The organism is Paenibacillus sp. S29 (assembly GCF_049319765.1).
Taxonomy (GTDB): Bacteria; Bacillota; Bacilli; order Paenibacillales; family Paenibacillaceae; genus Paenibacillus; species Paenibacillus polymyxa_B.
In genome coordinates, this window is the sequence record NZ_JBMOUI010000007.1 from 105,799 (window position 1) to 124,548 (window position 18,750).

Annotated in this window: 18 protein-coding genes and 1 pseudogene; 8 read left to right on the top strand and 11 right to left on the bottom strand. The window is 47.9% G+C overall.

The features are described 5' to 3' along the window. Positions 1-91 precede the first annotated feature (91 nt). Together ACL9RM_RS13925 and ACL9RM_RS13930 are read left to right on the top strand one after the other, a co-directional pair. Positions 92-649 (top strand): phosphatidylglycerophosphatase A family protein, encoded by a 558-nt coding sequence (locus ACL9RM_RS13925; protein WP_039272599.1) that lies wholly within the window; start codon positions 92-94, stop codon positions 647-649. Between the two features lie 77 nt (positions 650-726). Continuing rightward, positions 727-1,164: a GNAT family N-acetyltransferase gene (locus tag ACL9RM_RS13930; RefSeq protein WP_250260547.1), complete on the top strand. Its 438-nt coding sequence runs from the start codon at positions 727-729 to the stop codon at positions 1,162-1,164. 143 nt (positions 1,165-1,307) lie between these two features. On the opposite strand, the gene ACL9RM_RS13935 is transcribed toward ACL9RM_RS13930, so the two are convergent. The 5 genes from ACL9RM_RS13935 to ACL9RM_RS13955 form a co-directional block, all read right to left on the bottom strand. Beyond that, positions 1,308-2,099 carry an SDR family NAD(P)-dependent oxidoreductase gene (locus ACL9RM_RS13935; RefSeq protein WP_250266542.1) on the bottom strand — a complete coding sequence of 264 codons (792 nt, stop codon included), beginning with the start codon at positions 2,097-2,099 and terminating at the stop codon, positions 1,308-1,310. Positions 2,100-2,204: 105 nt separating this feature from the next. Further along, positions 2,205-2,843 (bottom strand): TetR/AcrR family transcriptional regulator, encoded by a 639-nt coding sequence (locus tag ACL9RM_RS13940; RefSeq protein WP_250266543.1) that lies wholly within the window; start codon positions 2,841-2,843, stop codon positions 2,205-2,207. Between the two features lie 221 nt (positions 2,844-3,064). Continuing rightward, entirely contained in the window at positions 3,065-3,700 is a 636-nt protein-coding gene (locus ACL9RM_RS13945) for an NAD(P)-dependent oxidoreductase (protein WP_250260545.1), read from the bottom strand. A gap of 75 nt (positions 3,701-3,775) precedes the next feature. After that, positions 3,776-4,786 (bottom strand): MBL fold metallo-hydrolase, encoded by a 1,011-nt coding sequence (locus ACL9RM_RS13950; RefSeq protein WP_250266544.1) that lies wholly within the window; start codon positions 4,784-4,786, stop codon positions 3,776-3,778. 22 nt (positions 4,787-4,808) lie between these two features. Continuing rightward, complete coding sequence (locus ACL9RM_RS13955) at positions 4,809-5,594, bottom strand: class I SAM-dependent methyltransferase (RefSeq protein WP_039272606.1); 786 nt, start codon at positions 5,592-5,594, stop codon at positions 4,809-4,811. 344 nt (positions 5,595-5,938) lie between these two features. On the opposite strand from ACL9RM_RS13955, the gene ACL9RM_RS13960 reads away from it, so the two are divergent. Next, positions 5,939-6,817, top strand: coding sequence for a DUF72 domain-containing protein (locus ACL9RM_RS13960; protein WP_250266545.1), 879 nt, complete (start codon positions 5,939-5,941; stop codon positions 6,815-6,817). On the opposite strand, the pseudogene ACL9RM_RS13965 reads toward ACL9RM_RS13960, so the two are convergent. From ACL9RM_RS13965 to ACL9RM_RS13985, 5 genes and pseudogenes are all read right to left on the bottom strand, one after another. Beyond that, a pseudogene (locus tag ACL9RM_RS13965) lies at positions 6,809-7,923 on the bottom strand (tetratricopeptide repeat-containing glycosyltransferase family 2 protein). The gene ACL9RM_RS13960 and the pseudogene ACL9RM_RS13965 overlap by 9 nt on opposite strands. Then, a complete protein-coding gene (locus tag ACL9RM_RS13970) occupies positions 7,920-8,795 on the bottom strand; it encodes a class I SAM-dependent methyltransferase (protein ID WP_250268954.1) in 876 nt (291 codons plus the stop codon). Before ACL9RM_RS13970 ends, ACL9RM_RS13965 begins: the two are co-directional and overlap by 4 nt. Further along, the gene (locus tag ACL9RM_RS13975; RefSeq protein ID WP_250266547.1) at positions 8,788-10,137 is read right to left on the bottom strand and encodes a nucleotide sugar dehydrogenase; all 1,350 of its coding nucleotides are present in this window, start codon (positions 10,135-10,137) and stop codon (positions 8,788-8,790) included. Before ACL9RM_RS13975 ends, ACL9RM_RS13970 begins: the two co-directional genes overlap by 8 nt. A 2-nt stretch (positions 10,138-10,139) precedes the next feature. After that, entirely contained in the window at positions 10,140-11,120 is a 981-nt protein-coding gene (locus ACL9RM_RS13980) for a polysaccharide biosynthesis protein (RefSeq protein WP_250266548.1), read from the bottom strand. 19 nt (positions 11,121-11,139) lie between these two features. Continuing rightward, on the bottom strand, positions 11,140-11,847 hold the full coding sequence (locus ACL9RM_RS13985; protein ID WP_250266549.1) for a glycosyltransferase family A protein: 708 nt from the start codon (positions 11,845-11,847) through the stop codon (positions 11,140-11,142). 215 nt (positions 11,848-12,062) lie between these two features. On the opposite strand from ACL9RM_RS13985, the gene ACL9RM_RS13990 reads away from it, so the two are divergent. Beyond that, positions 12,063-12,776 (top strand): GT-D fold domain-containing glycosyltransferase, encoded by a 714-nt coding sequence (locus ACL9RM_RS13990; protein ID WP_250266550.1) that lies wholly within the window; start codon positions 12,063-12,065, stop codon positions 12,774-12,776. 259 nt (positions 12,777-13,035) lie between these two features. Further along, the gene (locus ACL9RM_RS13995; protein WP_250266551.1) at positions 13,036-14,163 is read left to right on the top strand and encodes an SGNH/GDSL hydrolase family protein; all 1,128 of its coding nucleotides are present in this window, start codon (positions 13,036-13,038) and stop codon (positions 14,161-14,163) included. A 219-nt stretch (positions 14,164-14,382) separates the two neighbouring features. Here ACL9RM_RS13995 and ACL9RM_RS14000 read toward each other — a convergent pair whose 3' ends face one another. After that, positions 14,383-14,799 carry a hypothetical protein gene (locus ACL9RM_RS14000; RefSeq protein WP_103050091.1) on the bottom strand — a complete coding sequence of 139 codons (417 nt, stop codon included), beginning with the start codon at positions 14,797-14,799 and terminating at the stop codon, positions 14,383-14,385. A gap of 164 nt (positions 14,800-14,963) precedes the next feature. Here ACL9RM_RS14000 and ACL9RM_RS14005 point away from each other — a divergent pair, with 164 nt between their 5' ends. The 3 genes from ACL9RM_RS14005 to ACL9RM_RS14015 all read left to right on the top strand — a co-directional run bounded on the left by ACL9RM_RS14005 (position 14,964) and on the right by ACL9RM_RS14015 (position 18,722). After that, positions 14,964-16,943, top strand: coding sequence for a methyl-accepting chemotaxis protein (locus tag ACL9RM_RS14005; RefSeq protein WP_250266552.1), 1,980 nt, complete (start codon positions 14,964-14,966; stop codon positions 16,941-16,943). A 56-nt stretch (positions 16,944-16,999) separates the two neighbouring features. Then, complete coding sequence (locus tag ACL9RM_RS14010) at positions 17,000-17,176, top strand: YjfB family protein (RefSeq protein ID WP_235308518.1); 177 nt, start codon at positions 17,000-17,002, stop codon at positions 17,174-17,176. Positions 17,177-17,366: 190 nt separating this feature from the next. Continuing rightward, entirely contained in the window at positions 17,367-18,722 is a 1,356-nt protein-coding gene (locus ACL9RM_RS14015; protein ID WP_250266553.1) for a dipeptidase, read from the top strand. The last annotated feature ends 28 nt before the right edge of the window (positions 18,723-18,750 follow it).

Genomic DNA, 18,750 nt, shown 5'->3' on the forward strand with positions numbered 1-18,750 from the left:
GTAAAAAATAACTACTTTTTCAGCAGACTGGACACACTGGTCATAATTGCAGTAGAAATCAGGATCTATACGAGGAGGGAATTTCAACTTTATGGACAAGAAAAAAGCACCATACAGCCTGAATAGTAAAAAGGTAGCCGATGCCACCCGCGAGTTACTGCACAAGCGTGGTGTACACCTGACTGAAATTGCAGAACTGGTCATGCTTTTACAAAAGAAATATTACCCAACCCTAACAATGGAAGAATGTATTGAGAATGTGGACAAGGTACTGATGAAGCGCGAGGTTCAAAATGCCGTACTCACGGGCATCCAATTGGATATCCTTGCTGAACAGGGCGCTCTTCTTCCCCCATTGCAAGACATGATTGAGAATGATGAGGGATTATACGGAGTGGATGAGATTCTGGCCTTCTCCATCGTAAATGTGTACGGCAGCATTGGATTTACCAATTACGGTTATGTCGATAAGCTCAAACCGGGTGTGCTGGAACGCCTGAACGATAAAAGCCTCGGGCCGATCCATACGTTCCTGGACGACATCGTGGGCGCTATCGCAGCTTCGGCCAGCAGCCGTATCGCCCATCGCAAACAGGCAGAGCGCGAGCAGGAGCTTGGGGAAGAAAGTGCACCGAATACAACACGTTAAAAAAACAACAACACCCTAAATTATAAACAAAACGTTGGAATATAACAGATATAGACAAGCTTAGAGGAGAACTAGACATGGCAAACGTAACTGAAGGATATACATTCCGTACGATGCAGGCTGACGATTATGATCAGGCCATTGAGCTTTGGAATGGCTTAGACGGATTAGGATTAAGCGAGGCCGACTCACCGGAGCGGATTGCACGCTTTTTACAACGGAACGAAGGACTTAGCTTTGTCTGTGAGTACAACGGAAACATTATAGGCACGATTTTAGCGGGTCACGATTCTCGCAGGGGGTTTTTGTATCATCTGGGTGTAGCCACAGCACATCGTGGTCAAGGGATCGCGCCCAGACTGGTGGATAAGGCGTTATCTGCTTTGCTGAGAGAAGGCATTGATAAATGTCATCTGTTTGTAATGGAGCATAACGCAGGGGGTCAACGCTTCTGGTCAGCTAACGGCTGGGAGAAACGGGATGGAATTTTACTATATTCCCGAGGGCTTGAATAGGGTCTAAGTGCTTGATCTATACAAATAGGAACGCCGGGTCTGATTCAAGTCGAGTTAGAAACGATCAGACCCGGTGCATAAAACTCACAACATATTGATTAGCAATCCTGACATTTCAAGCCCAGATTACCTTCATTCATAAATTACAATCCATTTTTTGGACGCAGTGCACGTTCTACAATTCCCAGCGTGGATTGACGAGAGAATAACCGGGACACCTGAGCTACCCAATAGTTCTGGCGACCGGAAATGACGTGACTACGCCCCTTTTCAAATGCTCTCAACGCGTTCTTCACAACGGTTTGGGGAGTTTCCCTAATTCCAACTGACGCTTCACTTGCGCCAACAATATCAAAAAAAGGCGTTTCTGTTGAGCCTGGACAAAGGGCCAGAACTTTAAGCCCCCGTTTCCGATTTTCGGCCCATAGCGCTTCAGTAAAAGAAAGCACAAATGCTTTGGTTGCTCCATACACCGCCATATAAGGATCGGGCTGAAATGCAGCTGTGGAAGAAACATTGATTAATCCACCATCCCGCTTACGCAATAAATCAGGCATAAATGCATGTGTGATGTCGACTAAAGCAGCCACATTGAGCATCACTTCCTCATGCTGTCGTTCTCCTGAAACCTGCTCAAAGTATCCATAGGTGGCAAAACCGGCGTTGTTAATCAAGAGATCTACCTTTAGCTGTTGCTTTTGAACCTCCTGATGCAATGCTTGTGGTGCTCCTGGTGTGGAAAGATCCATCGCAATCACCGTTGCTTTTACGTTATATTTAGCTGAGAGTTCTTTAGCCAGCGTCTCTAATTTGGTTTCATTGCGTGCAACCAAAATGAGATTACATTTCTTAGCTGCGAGCGAATAGGCAAAGGCCTCGCCAATCCCTGATGAAGCCCCTGTGATCAGAGCTGTTTTGTTTGCGTACATAAACATGATGATAACCTCCATAGTATCATAGTTTTATTTTAGAAACATTGTTACCACTACTCTATAATGAACTGAAGTCATCTACTATGACGACCTCAGTACACTTCATATTTACGATGGGGATGAGGATTTTTTAAATGCTACGAGCGTATTCTTCAGTGTAAATGTATACACTCCTTGAGCCATATCTACATCTGAAAAATGACCTGCAAACTGAAGATGTATGACTCCATGTAAAGCAGACCACAGCATTCGGACAACCAACAGCGGATCTTCCTCTTTCAGTGCCCCTATCTCCATAGCATGTGTGACGGTGTGCAGAATTCGTGACAATGCCGTTGTGGTACCCTCCAAGCTCTGTTCATCCGGCTTGAAATCAGATAATGCACCGCCAAACATCATTTTGTAATAAGCTGAATGAAGCTGCGCAAATTCCCAGTACGCCCAGCATAGAGCTTCAAGATCAACGAGTACACTTTCGGTAACAGGTACTTGCTGGAAGGATTCAGCCAATAGCCGACATCCATCCAGGTACATCTCATTGGCAAGACCGTCCTTACTGCCAAAAATACTGTAAATGATCTTGGTGGAACAGCTTAATTTCTGCGCAACTCGCCGCACGGTCACGGCCTCTGGCCCTTCTTCCGCAAGAAGGATGCATGCCGCATCGATGACATTTTTACGTAGCAATTGCTGCTGCTGTAGCTTCACTTCCGAATAGGTTTTATAGGGATGCGATGGCTCGGACATGATTCAATACACTTCCTTTTGCTTATTAAGAACTGTAGCTTGATGCTACTATAATAAATTAAAGATCTACATAAGATTTTTAGGTAACAGTGTTTCCGTTAAGAATCATAGTATTCTAAGCCTGAGTGTTTGTCAAATTAAAAAAAGAACGCAATGAGTAGGTACACTTACCGCGCTCTGGTTGAATACTTAAAAATGAAGCTATGTTTGGCGTTCCATGATTAGTAGGCAATGCCTACTCGTGTACGGACAAATTCGTAACTCTTGCATTGACGATAGGTAAAATCAGCCGTATCCGCGGTGGTAATTTGTGAGCCACCTTCAGGCAAAAAATCTTTTTCCACACGATAAATCCCTGTCCGCGCTCCATCTGGCAGATAGGTTGGACATACGATTGTCCAGTCTAGTGCTGATTCACGCAGCAATTCGTACACTCGCCGATGTTCCTCAGCCGCACGAGTGCTGCGTCGCCGGGTCTCGGAGGACTCGTACCGATACAGGTCTGGTTCGGTCCGGCTTTGTAAAATCCCTGCCGTTCCTACCGTAATGAGCCGGGAAATGGACCGCTCCTGCATGAGCCGGATCAGCAGGGCTATATTAGCGGATAAAGTAGTCGTTCCATCCGTATTCAGCGCACTGATCACAGCCGTCGCCCCACCCTTCAGCGCTTGTGCTACGTCCTCTGCATTAGTGGCATCGCCTTGTACGATTTGCAGCTGATTCCCGTATCCGGGTGCGTAATCCTCCAGCTTGTCCGGTGAACGAACAAGGATCGTAACGGCATGGCCGTCCGCTAATGCATAATCTAATATGTACCGTCCTACGCGTCCGGTAGCTCCCAGCAGCAGCAAATTCATAAAATCCTCTTTTCCGGCATGCATGCCGCTTGTCATGTTGCTTCGTCATGTCACTTGTTGGTTAACTTTCCGCGACTATTGACGGCAAAGGGGATAGAAGCGCGTGATTGAGTCCGTCTCGCTCATAGAGGCCCGTTCAAGGCGCACCAGTTCCACCAGATGAGCCAGCGTCTCGGACATGGCAAACCTTAGCTGGTGAATACCCAGCTTGCCACCGAACATGGCAATGCACAGCTCATAGGCTGTGCTGCCCTCCGGTTGGATCAGCTGCTGGAATTTCTCCAGCCGTTCTTCATGATGCGCCAGCAACGCTTGCGTCCGCTCCCGAAAATAACCAAACGGATTGCGGTGCCCCGGATATGCCCACGCTACCTCCAGCTCGCCTAGACGCTGCAAGCCGTCTACATAAGACTTCAACGGCTGGGCATCACTGCCCGGCAGCAGACTGATATTAGGAGAAATCTGTGGCAAAACTGCGTCACCGCAGAGGATAACGCCGCTATTCGGGTCATATAAGGACACATGTCCGGGCGCATGTCCTCCTGTCTCGACGGGGAGCCAACTACGTTCACCCCATTCCAGACGAGCGTCCATTCCGGTAGGAATAACGGTAATTTCAGGCTGTGGATTTACTTGCAAATATGCCTGCCGCATATGTAATTCCAAGGCCGACACTTGCTCCAAAGGAAAGCCATGCTGGACAAAAAAGCTGGGAAGCCTGTTCTCCATAGCGACCGTCGACTCTGGAGCGTCCCACATCATCATCGCTTCCTTATGGCTTCGAGCTGACATATGTACACGAGCCTGACTTTGCTGCTGCATCCAGCCCGCCAATCCGTAATGATCGGGGTGATGATGAGTCACCACAATGTCAGAGATATCCCCAAAAGACATCCCCAGCTGTTGGAAGACATGCGCCCATTCTGCCTCAGTGTCCATATTGCGCGGCCCCGGGTCTACAATCGTAAAACCGTGCTGTCCCTTGAGCACATAGCTATTCACCCAGCGCAGCGGAAAGGACATGGATATTTTGACCTGAAAGCCTCCGTCTATTCGCTCACACGGTGTAAGCTCTGGCAATTTCATGGCTTCCATCCGCCTTTCTGTTTTAAGCCCGCACGCCGACAAAAATCATTCGAGGCGAAGCATCTTCAATATATTGATCTTCATTATAGCTTCCGTGTACCTGCTCTACAGATAGTCCGGCTTGCTCTAGCAATCCACGAAACTTTTCATATGGATATAGCTTCACTCGTTCATGATACACACGCGCAGGTTCTCCCTCAGTAGGAGTCGTGCCCAGAGCAGAGGCTACCTCAGTGCCCGCAACGGATGCAGCTGACCGAATCGCAATTTGTTTTTTCACAAAGCCATCTTCAATGACCCGATGCTCCTCAATCCAATTCCCTTCATCCTCCCGTGACGAATGCGGTACCAAATGAGCGGTTACATAAGCAGGGTTCAAATAATCTATGATAAAGCGTCCTCCCGGCTTCAACAGCCGATATATTTCCTTTAATACTTTAAGCTGCTCCTCATCCTTTTCAAAATAACCAAAGGAGGTGAACAAATTCATCACCGCGTCATAGTTTTCATCCAGCGGCACCTCTCTCATATCCCCTTGATGCCAACTTACCCGCCCTTCGGAATCAGCTGCACGAGCCTCTCTCAGCAGCACATTGGAAAGGTCTACACCTGTCACCTTATAACCTGCATCTGCGAGTGCAAGCGAATGACGTCCCATCCCACAGCATAAATCCAATACGCTGGAGCCTTGCGGTAATTTGAGCCAGGAGATCATTTTTTGCACTTCCTGATAGGCTCCCTGAAAGTCGCGATGCTTGTATACCAATAAATAATCTTCCCCAAAGCTTTGCTCGTACCATTCTGCCATATCGTTTCTCCTCCATGAACTCATTTCGCTCTATTACATACTATATTAGCTTTTTCAAACTGGAAACTCAAAAGCATTACGAATAAGGGTTTTACAAAAAAACCTGAACAACAAACATGTTACAATAATCGTTATTTGAATCCATTTCATAATACCTTCAGTAGCTTTAATAAAGAGTACATATAGATCAAAATGGTTTAATCATTTATGAAATGGATTCATTTGAGTCTTAAATATTCATAGGAACTTCATACCAACTTCATGTGATTCACCCCATTTTATCATTAAAATGATTCATGGGAACGTCTTTAGAAGGATTCATAAGAGAAAGGAGCCGGGAAGTTATGATTCAAATTGGACTTACGGGTTGGGGCGATCATGATGACTTGTATCCAACCGGCACCAAAGCTAACCAAAAACTAAGCATCTATGGAAGCCATTTTCCGGTAGTAGAGATGGATAGTTCTTTCTATGCGGTGCAGCCCACAGATCGTATGGCACGCTGGGCGGCGGAAACCCCTGACTCTTTTTCATTTCTCGTCAAAGCCTATCAAGGCATGACTGGACATACCCGCGGCAAGCAGCCTTACTTCAAAACAATAGATGCCATGTACGAAGCACTGCATGCATCTATACAACCTCTTCGAGAAGCGGGCAAGCTCAAAGCCGTGCTGTTTCAGTACCCACCCTGGTTCGACTGTACACGTGAGAATGTCGCTGTACTGCGAGACACGAAAAAAAGGATGGGAGAGGTCCCATCCGTACTTGAATTCAGACATCAAAGCTGGTTCACACCTGATTTTCGGAAACAAACGCTGGCTTTCATGCGTGAAGAAGGCTGGATACACAGCGTATGCGACGAGCCGCAGGCGGGACCGGGGTCGGTTCCCATTGTGCCGTTGGCTACAGACGGCAATCTGACAGTTGTACGTCTCCACGGACGGAACATATCGGGCTGGAATCAAAGCTCCGCGCCTAATTGGCGGGAGGTTCGTTATCTGTATCGGTACAATGAACAAGAATTGACCGAATGGAGAGACAGATTGCTGGAGCTGGAACAGCAAAGCCGTGAGGTGTGTGTTATTTTCAATAACAATTCAGGTGGAGACGCCGCTGCTAACGCCAAGCAGCTCATGACCATGCTTGGCATGGACCCTAAACCTTTTCCCCTTCGCAAGCCACCCGAAGAGGATAACGGACCGGAACAGCTTGAACTATTTTGAGGAACGGGCTGAGGGTGGGGAGTTGGAAATAGCCTCCTTGAGCTTGCGTGCATTATCCAGTAAATGCGGGTCGTCGGGCAAATAGCGTAAAGCGGTTTGGTTATGCTCATACGAAGCGTCCAGCTGACCTACATGGGCATAGCAATGGCTAAGCCGCACATGAGGTAACCAGGAATAGCATGGTAGTGAAACAGGTCGCATACCCGGAAGGTGATGCTGTTGCTCTAATGCCTTTTCATACCAGTATGCGGCGGTGGTCCATTCGTTTCGTGTGAAAAACCAGTCACCGATCATGCAGCACAAGTCTGATTGCGGTACACCGTATCGAAAGGAGCGTAACAGATTATCCAGCTGTTGCTCCGGCTTCCCGAGGTGAAGATAGCATTCCGCCGACCGCGCACAAGCGGTAATCCGATCCTCACGGTAGCCGCTTGGCTCCTCCAACAGATGGTTGAACGCCTCTGCCGCCTCGGCATATTCTTTACGGTCAAAACATTCATTGGCGTGCAAATACAGCAGACGCCCCTCCAGCTTGCCGCTTTCGCTGATCCACCGGGCGAGAATACGTTGGTTACGGAGCGTGTGGTCTTGCATTCGACGGTGAGTTACTGCCACATCCGAATGCACGATTTGCCCCTGAGGTATCACTAGATCCTCATGCAGACGCCCTTCCCAGCGGTATTGTCGCTCACGCTTCACGAGACGGATACGGCGTGAGGTGAACAACAGTTCACCCTGCTCCCCCTCTGCCAGATGAAGTGGCATTACCACTGCGTCGATATCCATAGACAAACGCTGCTTCAAGGCACGCAGGCGCTCACGGTCCGGCTCCAGCAGCACATCGTCCGCATCCAGCCACATGATGTAGGAACACGTCGCCTTGTCAAACGATTCATTACGGGCGGCTGCAAAATCATCCCTCCATACAAACGTGTATAGCCGATCCGTATAGCGGGCTGCAATCGTCTTCGTCTGATCCGTCGATCCCGTGTCCACAATGATGATTTCATCCATCAGGTCTGCGACCGAATCCAGACAGCGGGCCAGTGTCTGCCCTCATTTTTTACGATCATACACAAGCTGATAGTCATTGGATGCTCAATCATGACTTCACGTCATCCCCTTTACCTTTGGCTGATTCTGCCGTCGCTTTTCCGGTAGACTCTCCATCAGTATATGCACCTCTCCTTTCAGCCTGCGTCTTGTCTAGCTGTTCGACACGTGAATACCTTTGCAACGGCAAAAGTTGTTCCTCCATATGCCGGATTCGCTGTACCGCCTTATCGAGTGCGGCCTTTCGCTGATTCATTTTGCGAACATGCTGCTGCTCCACCAATCGAAATTGCTCCTCGTCCAGTTTCATCCACTCATTCAGATGCTCTACCCCTGGTTTGGCCTCACGCAGTTCTTTCGACTTCTTGCGGCCGGCAAAGCACAAATATTTGTGATGCACCTCCAGCGCTTGTTCATCAAAATAAGGATACAACACACGGGAGAGGCTCCCAGCATAGTAAGTCCGCTTGTGATCATGAAACGGATGGTATCCATAAGGTACAGACAAGACGAGCGTTCCCTTTTTATTCAACAAGCGATAAGCATGAGCCAGCAGGGTGTCGGGATGCGCAAAATGTTCCAAAATCTCCCCTAAAATAATGGTGTCAAATCCACCGGGAGGACGCTCAAATTGTGAAATGTCCTTTAACTGAAAGTGGACTCTTCCCCGGACGGGTGCGGATTCCTGGCGAAGTTCTTTTTTCGCATAAGAAATGCTGCCCTCTTCCAAATCAATGGCCGTTACCTTAAATCCTTCCCGCCCAAGCAAAATGGACGTTATGCCCTGACTGCACCCAACATCCAGCACAGTATGGCCCTGTACATGGCGGCAAATCCAGTGAATTCTATTGCGGGTGGCTTCATGGGACTCTTCCGAATTGATTTGCCCGTAATAACGTTCATTTACCTGATCACGGTTAGCCAACAGCGGCGCCCCCCCCATCACCGGGATGCCCCAAGATGACGACATGTCCACCTGTACAATGTGCAGTCGCATTACGTGTATCAAAGACCAGCGGGGCATGGTCGACCAGCTGTTGGTAATCCACCACAGAATGGTCTGTCGTGATGACTACGATATCTGCACTTTCCCATAACTGGGCATTTGCTGTTCGAGAGGAGATTGCTTCACCGTTCAGCTTAAAGCTCGATACATACGGGTCGGTGAAGCTCACCGAAGCTCCCAGTTTTATTAGATGTTCAAACAGGACAAGAGCTGGGGATTCCCGAACATCATCAATGTCCTTTTTGTAGGCCACACCTGCCAGAATAATTTTGGCTTTGTTTATGGCTTTACCTTTCTGAGCGAGCATGGCTTCAATTCGCTCCGCGATATACAGCGGCATACGCCGGTTCATGCGATCTGCCAAGTCCACGAATTCCAGTGGAAAACCATGCTGCTCGGATTTCCATGACAAGTATAGCGGATCAACCGGGATACAGTGCCCCCCGATCCCAGGTCCCGGATAAAAAGGCATATAACCGAATGGCTTGGTTGCCGCCGCATCCAGTACCTCCCATATATTGATGCCAATTTTCTCACAGGCGGCTGTCAGCTCATTAACCATTCCAATGTTGACGCTGCGGAATGTATTCTCGAACAGCTTGGCGGCTTCCGCCACGGTTGTCGAGCTGACTGGTACAATCTGGTCCAAAAAGGACCCATAAAAACCTACTCCCGCTGCCAGACAATCCGGTGTGCAACCGCCGATCACCTTGGGTGTGTTGCGAATGTTAAAATGAACGCTGCCCGGATCAACACGCTCCGGTGAAAAGCACACATAAAAATCCTTACCTACTGTCCAGCCCCTGCGCTGCTCTATCACCGGCCGAATCAGTTCCTCGGTCGTTCCGGGATAGGTGGTGCTTTCCAGAATCAACAGTGTTTGTCTACGCAAATGAGGTATGGCCTGATCAATAGCCGTTTCAATATAGGACGTATCCGGCTGGTGTCCGTCCGTCAGTGGCGTAGGCACGCAGATCACAACGACATCCGCATGCTCCAGCACCTTGATATCCGTAACCGGATGCAATTGCTGCCCGATCAGACCTTCCAACGCATCATCGCCAATGTCTATGATGTACGACTTTCCTTGAAGGAGCTTGGCTACTTTGACGGGATCGGAATCCACACCATATACATGATAACCAGCCTTTGCCATTTCCACTGCCATGGGCAGCCCTACATAACCGAGGCCGATGACCGCAACCTTTACAGTTCCTTTAGTTATTTTTTCCATAAGCTGCAAAATACCCACCTCTTTCATCGTTACTCCATGCCTCTCAATAGCTCAGCAATTCCAGCGCGGTTCATCAACTCATCGTCCGAGCGATATTGATCGAAGCTCACTCGTTCCAATCCACCATATTGGCTCAGTAAGCGTTCGTCTGCTTGCTGGGGAAGAATAACAAAATAACGATCATCATAGCGATACGTGTGCGGCACCTCATAGGGCGAAATCAGCACCTCATGCAGCTTTTCTCCACCACGTATACCAATCTCCTTCACTTTCAACGCAGGCTGTCCCGCCTGTTCTTTCATCACTTCTGCCAGATCTGCAATATTGCAGCCCTTCATTTTCATCACAAGTGTCTCTCCCCCAATCGCCGTGACAGAAGCCTTCAGCAGCAAGCCAATCGCCTCTCCTAGCGTGAGGAAAAAGCGTGTCATATCTGGACTCGTCAGCGTTAAATCCTGCCCTTCCGCGATCTGGCGCTTGAACAGGGGCACGACACTTCCACTTGTTCCGAGCACGTTGCCGCCACGAATACACACAAAGCGAGTACGCTCACTTAAAGTGTTGGCGCGGATCATCAGTCTTTCACCTATCGCCTTCGTCATGCCATATACATTCACCGGGTCTACCGCCTTGTCTGTAGAGACATCAATTACCTTGGCGACTCCCTGTTCAATACTGGCCCGGATCACATTTTCCGTACCGTGTACGTTCGTCTTAAAAGCCTCTTCCGGCTGTCTCTCACACACGGGGACATGCTTTAATGCCGCCAAATGGAATACATAGTCCACTCCGCGACATGCCTCCTGCAATGCCTGAAGATCTCGAATATCTCCAATAATGAAATTCAGGCGCGGATCAGATTGAAATTGCCGCTGCATGGCAATCTGTGCAAATTCACCGCGTGAGAAAATACGAATTTCTGCCGGTCCCTCCTTCAGCAATTCAGCCGTTAGGCGTTGCCCCCAAGATCCTGTTCCTCCGGTCACCAGCAGTTTTTTTCCTTTGAACAATATAATCTCCTCCTGACCGTTATGAATTGGCAATGCCTGTTCCCAGAAATTCAGCCAGCACAGCATTCATTTCATTCTCTGACAGCCGATCCTTCTCTGGCACTTTTTTCACCGAAGTATTGGCGGCATGAATGACGTTCACATAGTTGCGAAGCGGAATGACCTCATGCGGCAGCTCCGTTACATATCCGTGCGTACCCTTCCCAGGAATGACGACACGGTAATCATTTAGAAAATCCTCCACTTGATAGCGAAACACATAAAAAGAAGGCGAACGGTGAAACACCGGTGCCATCTGTCCCTCAACCGCATCCCACAGGTAACCCATCTGGTTCACCAACGCAACCGTCTCCGATTGAAACTTGTAATCATGCAACTGTTGTACAAATGACTGGTGATACAAATCGTCAGAATCTATTCGAGCAATGAGCAGTTCGTCCGCATCTTCGATATACGCATTGATACGACGTTTACTTTCAATGCTCGTACCAAAACGAATGCGGTCGGGAATGGGCTCATGCTTGGCCAGCTCCTCTTCCACAATGTCACTGCATCCGCCCGCCAGCTTGACGACAGATAAGAAATCCGTATTTGTCTGACTGAGTAAACTACGCAGCGTAAAGGTTCTGAATATATCCAGTCGCTCACTGATCCACTCACGTGTCAGGCGGTTGGGGTTCATCCCATAGTTATTAAAATTAATTTCAATTACAATCTTGCGATTCATTGATCTTCCTCCCTTTCAACCGTCTTCTCTCAAGTTATGAAGACGCTTTTGAAACGGCACGTACAGATGCAACGAATCTTGTAAAAATAGGTAGAATCCAAAAAGAATAGCCGTTCATACAAAAACCTTTTCGCTTTCGACATATGATAGAATACAAAGTTTTTTACTCCATCTGAAAAGTTGAACAAGCAGGAACGACAGGGAGGTAACATGATATGACGAATCCAAAGTATCTGGAGATTGACGAGGTACTGAAACGTTTGAAGCTGGCACTTGATCAGCACCAGTCCTTTTCGCTCATTCGTATTGGGGATGGTGAAAATTTGGTGTTGGCGCAGGACACCGTCTGGCCGATGGAAAAGGTATTGCAGGAACGTTGGGCGGTCAAAGCCAATCTCGGTCAAAAGGGACTGTTTCTACCGAATACGGAACTACGGGACGCGGTGGCTGAGGCAGTGAGCAAAGCCAGCATTGCTGGCATTTTGCCATATGATGACGAATCTATTAAAGCACCATCCTATATGAAGCGGGAGCTGACCGATCAGGTTTTTGCTCACTATGCTCTTTCCCCCGCGCTGACTTGCCATGCCTGCCTGAATCGGTATTTGGCTGAGACACCTGCTTTCTGGGACATGCTGAAAAATCGACGCATTCTGCTAGTCACCCGAGCGGCTGCTGAAGTAAAGCCTGTTCTTGAGGCCGATCCGTACAAGTTGCATATCGCGCACACGCTGGCATTTCATCAATATGAACAAATGCCTGAAACACTCCAATGGATCGCAGCACATAAAGATGACTTTGATATTGCGCTGTTCTCTTGTGGTGTCAATGCAGTCGTGTTAGCACAAAAAACAGCAGAGTTAACTGGCAAAATAGGTATAGACTTCGGCAAGGCGATTAATATCGTCATGTTTGGCAAAGCTAATTAATAGATAAAATAATATTTGTGAAAAAATCCACTTAGCAAGTAATCTTTGCTCCGTATATCAAAGAAGCACCAGCAAAATTCAATGGGCTGGTGCTTCTTTGATATCATATGTTGTTCTAAAGTCCGTGATCGAAAAGAATAATCCATATAAAGCCTTGGACCCTTGCTTGTTTAGAAATAGAATTTGAGATTCCCTGTCACTTCTTTTACAATATTACAGAAACTAGCATTCATTTATATACCATGAGGAGGGTGTTTAAATGTCACATAACAAGAGATTGAAGACATACCCACTTACAAAAGCAAAGCATGTAAAGGTTCATGGTCGAACTACGCAAACACGTTCACCTCTTACTCTGTTTTGGACAGGCAGTGGCATTGAATTGAACATCAAAGGCTCAGAGCTGTGGATTGAAATTGAGGCCGATTACCAGGTGTATGAACCCTGGATCAGTATTGTCATCAATGATGTTCCGATGAGTCGCCTGATGGTGACCGCGGGACGACATTGGATCTGTGTTTTGAGAGGGTTGAACCCTGATACGGTCAAAAATGTCCGTGTGGTCAAGGATGTCCAGCCTATGAGTTCGGACTCGCGCTGCTTGTTGCAAATCCATGCCCTGAAGGTTGACGGGGAATTGCTGCCAGTCACTGATAAGTCCCTCAAGGTGGAATTTATCGGTGACAGCATTACCTCGGGAGAAGGAACGATTGGAGCGAAGGAGGAGACAGACTGGGTTCCCATGCTGTTCACAGCACTACGCAATTATACAGCCATAACAGCCGAAGCACTGAATGCGGACTACCGAGTGTTATCACAAAGCGGATGGGGTGTCCTAACAAGCTGGGATAATAATCCGCATGCAAACATACCCGCATATTATGAGCAGGTATGTGGTGTGCTAACCGGTGAGAGAAATGAAGCATTAGGGGCATTTTCAGATCATGATTTTACCTCATGGCAGCCGGACGTGGTCGTAGTGAATTTGGGGACTAATGACGGAGGAGCCTTTTATTCTCCTGCATGGACGGACCCAGCAAACGGGAAAGTGTACAAGCAACGCTTGAACGAGGACGGTACATTCAATGAAGAGGATTTACAAGATTTTGAAAGCGCTATCGAATGTTTTCTTGTCAATCTTCGGACCTGCAATCCTGCTGCCCATATTGTGTGGGCCTATGGGATGCTGGGTACTCCGATGATGCCCTCAATCTACCGAGCGGTAGACGCATACAAGAAAAGAACGATGGATCGGAATGTGTCCGTATTCCAACTGCCTAACACGACGGAAGAAACGATAGGATCTCGCAGCCATCCCGGGCTCTCCGCCCATGCCAAAGCAGCAGATGAGTTGACAGTGTATTTGCGAGAGATCTTAAAAAATTAGAATTCGAGAAGCACAATCAACTCTGTAGAACACGCTCATAAAGGAAATTACGACAACTAGGTCATTTGTGCTCTAGGTGTTGTTGAGAATTATAGCCACGAGCCTGCAGCAGATGTCTGTCTATGCTCGTGGCTAGTTAAGCTTGGGCGCAGCGGCCTATCCTAGGAGAACCACGAACAGGCAGCGAGCATTTCCTAAAGAAATATTCACCTGATATATTTACAAAAACGGAGTCGAAGCAATACCCGTGAATACCTCTGGACCATTACGAACAGTGGTCGATACACCAGAAATATAAGAAGAATATACGGTTTGTATTGCCCAGGGAGCGGACAGATCCTGTGCATTAAAAGCTTGCGTTTCATTAGATCCAGTCACGCCCAGTACTCCCTCGGCGCGGTAGACTACCTCGCTCGGATCATAGTCGGCTCCACGCACGATTTCAACCGCATACGTATCGCCAAGCTCACCGATCAGACCAATGGAACCACTAAAAGTTACAATCGGACCCGGCACAAGAAAGGTTCGCAGGGTGATCAAACCGAACCGCTCCGGTATAGGACCCAGCTGTATATCGGGACCCTCACCTGTTTTTGATGAATTGGTGGAGCTTCTCATATCCAGAAAAAAACCCATACCCTATCCCTCCAAATTGCAAGATACTCCATGCTATGCAAGAAATTCTTTAGCGTATTGGACAAATTAGTAATAAATCTATCAATTCAGCTCAAAATAACCGATAGTAATTACATATGGTATAAATATCAGAAATGAATATGTAGATAGAAAGCAGGGGTTTAATGAAACAACTGAAACGACTGAAAACATTAACACTACGCAAGAAATTGACAGCAGCATTTCTACTGGTCATGCTTGTTCCTAGTATTATTGTGGGCTCTTTCTCCTATCAGGCAGCGTACAACCAGACAGATCGCCAATTACTGGACAGTGCAACGTCTAGCGTTACCGCATCTGATCGTGCGGTTACTCAAACGATTCAGGCCAAAATTGCTGATCTCGAATATTACTCTACAACGATGACGGTTAGTGATAACAGTGCTGAAGCAGATGATGCCATTCTGAAAAAATTACAAGTATATTTAAAAATGCATGCAGAAGCTGTTGATATGTTTGTCGGAACTCCCGAAGGTAAACTCATTATTGGTAAAGCCGTAGGCTCCACAAACGATCCTCGTGAGCGTCCGTGGTACAAACAGGCCATGGAGAAACCCGGACAAACCGTAATCAGCCCGGTTGGACTCAATACGGCTAAGGTCCCCGTTGTGTATATTTCACGCACACTTCCCGACAACAGCGGCGTTCTTGGTCTTTCCCTGAACCTGAATAATTTAAAAGAAATCACAAAGTTAAAAATAGGACAAAATGGTTTTATTATGATATTGGATGGTACCAAACGTATCGTAACCCACCCGACAGAAGTCAGCGGAAGTACCAAAATGGGGGAAACGATACCCAAACTGTTTGCCTCCGAGGAAGGTAGCTTTAGTTACGATTTTAATGGCGTAGACAAACACCTGATTTTCAAAACTAATGCGCTGACGGGCTGGAAAATTGCCGGAACGATGGACAAAGCAGAAACCAGTGCCTCCGCCCAGCCGATTCTTATCACGACGATCATCGTGTTGGTGATTGCAGCCATCATCATTGGTGTACTCGCAATGTGGCTAATCAGCAGTATACTTAAGCCCATCCAAAGATTACGTAATTCTATGGATGCCATCAGCAAAGGTAATCTTTCGATTAACGTAGCTACGACCAGCACAGATGAAATTGGTGAATTATCAAGATATTTTCAACAAATGGTAGATAACCTGCGTAACATGATTAAAGAAATTCAAGCGATGACAGGCAATTTGTCGGCATCCTCGCAGGAGCTTGCAGCAGGTGCAGAACAAACGACCCGGGCTATCGAGCATGTGACCATAGCCATTCAAGATGTGGCCGCAGGCAGCGAACGCCAAGTGGGCAGCGCTAAAGCTAATCAGACACGGGTTAGCGACATGGCAACAGACATCACCGCGATGACTGAAACTATGGCTGAAATGACCACTTACTCCACACAGGCCATTCAGGCGTCGGATGCAGGCAGTGAGCATATCGGCAACAGCGTCGTCTCCATTGACGGCATTCGTACTACCGTGGAAGAACTGGATACGATTATCGGTGCTTTGAGTGACCGATCTGGACGAATCGGAACGATCGTCACTGTCATTACGGAAATTGCCAGCCAGACTAATCTGCTCGCATTGAATGCTTCCATTGAGGCAGCACGCGCAGGAGAGCATGGCAAAGGTTTTGCTGTCGTGGCGACAGAGGTCCGCAAGCTGGCTGAAAACTCAGCTCATTCCGCACAACAAATTCGTGAACAAATTCAAGGGATACAGAACGGTGTGTCTGAAGCTCTGGTTGCTATGGAATCAGCGAAGGAACGCGTAAATGATGGTATCAATTCCATTGACCTATCCGGTCGCTCCTTCTCTCGCATCCGTAGAGCAGTAGCCAAATCAGCGAAGCAGCTTGATAACGTCGCAGCTTCTACCGCTGGCGTCGCAGATGGAACGAGTACAGTCGTCAGCAGCATGGAGGAAATTACACGCATCGCTGAAGAAGCGGCATCCCATACAGAGACCGTGTCCGCAGCCGCAGAGGAGCAACTCGCCTCCATGGAAGAGATCGGTTCGTCTGCCGCAGATTTGACCCGTCTGGCAGAGCAGCTTCAAGATTTACTGACACAATTCCAATTGGATGAAACAAAATAACCGTTCCAACCGATAAATACAGAGAAAGAGTCTTCACAATGAAGGAGGGTTGGAACATGGATATCGCAGCATTATCAACAGGTATGAGTCAGGCCAGCTTAGCTCAAGCCGTAAGTGTGAAAGTATTAAGTATGGCTAAGGATCAGGCCGGTGAACAAGGACAGGCTTTAGTGCAGATGATGGAAAAAAGCGTACAGCCTCATCTCGGGGGTCAACTGGACATTCGCGCATAAGTGCATCCATATGCTTGGTTAGGGGCGATTCTGCTCAGGTCTGAACAGACCCGGGTAGAATCGTTTTTTTATCTCCCTATTTTTCGTTCAGCACAAAACGTAGTAAACTAGACATATCGTCCACAACCTCGGTTCGGAGGATAGCGCAACATTCACACGATTTACATTGAAAAAGGAGGATACATAGTTTATGAGTTATTCCGAATATTTTGAAAAAGCCAGAGAGCAACAACTAGGCGAGTTACAGGAGTGGTTGTCCATTCCGAGTATCTCAGCATTATCGGAGCACAAAAAGGACATTAACCAAGCAGCTGATTGGCTGGCTGCCAAACTGACTGCTGCCGGTCTGGAAAACGTTGAAATCATTCCAACCAAAGGGCACCCGCTGGTATATGCCGATCATTTGCACGCACCTGGTAAACCAACGATCCTCGTGTATGGACACTATGATGTACAACCCGTAGACCCGCTTCACCTGTGGGAAACGCCGCCGTTTGAGCCATCCATCCGTGATGGAAAATTGTATGCGCGCGGAGCGACAGATGATAAAGGACAGGTTTTCTTGCACATTAAGGCAGTTGAGGCCATTCTGAAGCAGGAAGGCACATTGCCGCTGAACATCAAATTCTGCATTGAAGGCGAGGAAGAAGTGTCCAGTCCGAACTTGCTTGAGTTTTTGCAAACTGGAGCTGAACGTCTGGCTGCCGATGCTGTACTGGTGTCCGACACTTCCTTGATCGAAAAAGGGAAGCCTGCCATTTGCACAGGTTTGCGTGGACTATGTTCACTGGAAGTCGCCATTCACACGGCGAACACAGATCTACATTCCGGCTCTTTCGGTGGCGGTGTGCCGAATGCCCTGCATGCTCTGGTGTCCTTGCTGGCAACCCTGCATGACGACAAAGGCGGCGTAAGCGTCGAAGGATTCTACGACGATGTCGCTCCATTATCGGCAGAGATGAGAGAAGAATTTGAGAAGCAAGGCTTCAATGAGAGCAAGCTGCAACAAGATCTTGCACTTGATTCCCTCTATGGCGAAGAAGGATTCAGCTTCGTTGAGCGTGTTGGGGCGCGTCCAACACTGGAGCTGAACGGTGTATACGGCGGCTTCCAAGGGGAAGGCACGAAAACGGTCATTCCGAAAGAAGCTCATGCTAAAATCACGTGCCGCTTGGTGGCTAACCAGAATCCGCAAGACATTCTGGACAAAATCGAGCGCCATTTACGCGCTCATGTTCAGGCAGGAGCTACTCTGGATATTCAACAGGGTGAAAAAGCAAACGCCTTTAACATCGACCCGTCCCACGCGTTTCTGCAAGCGGCAGCCGATGCTTTTGAGAAGGTATACGGTGTGCGTGCCCTCTTTACCAAGGATGGAGGCTCCATCCCAATCGTGGAAACCTTCTCCCGTGTGCTGACTGCCCCAGTCGTGCTGATGGGCTTCGGCTTGCCAGATGAGAACCTGCATGCGCCTAACGAGCATTTCAACTTAGACAATTTTGACAAGGGTCTGCTGACGATTGTAGAGTTTTTGAAATCGGTGTAAGCACATGACAACTTCTTATGACTAAGTT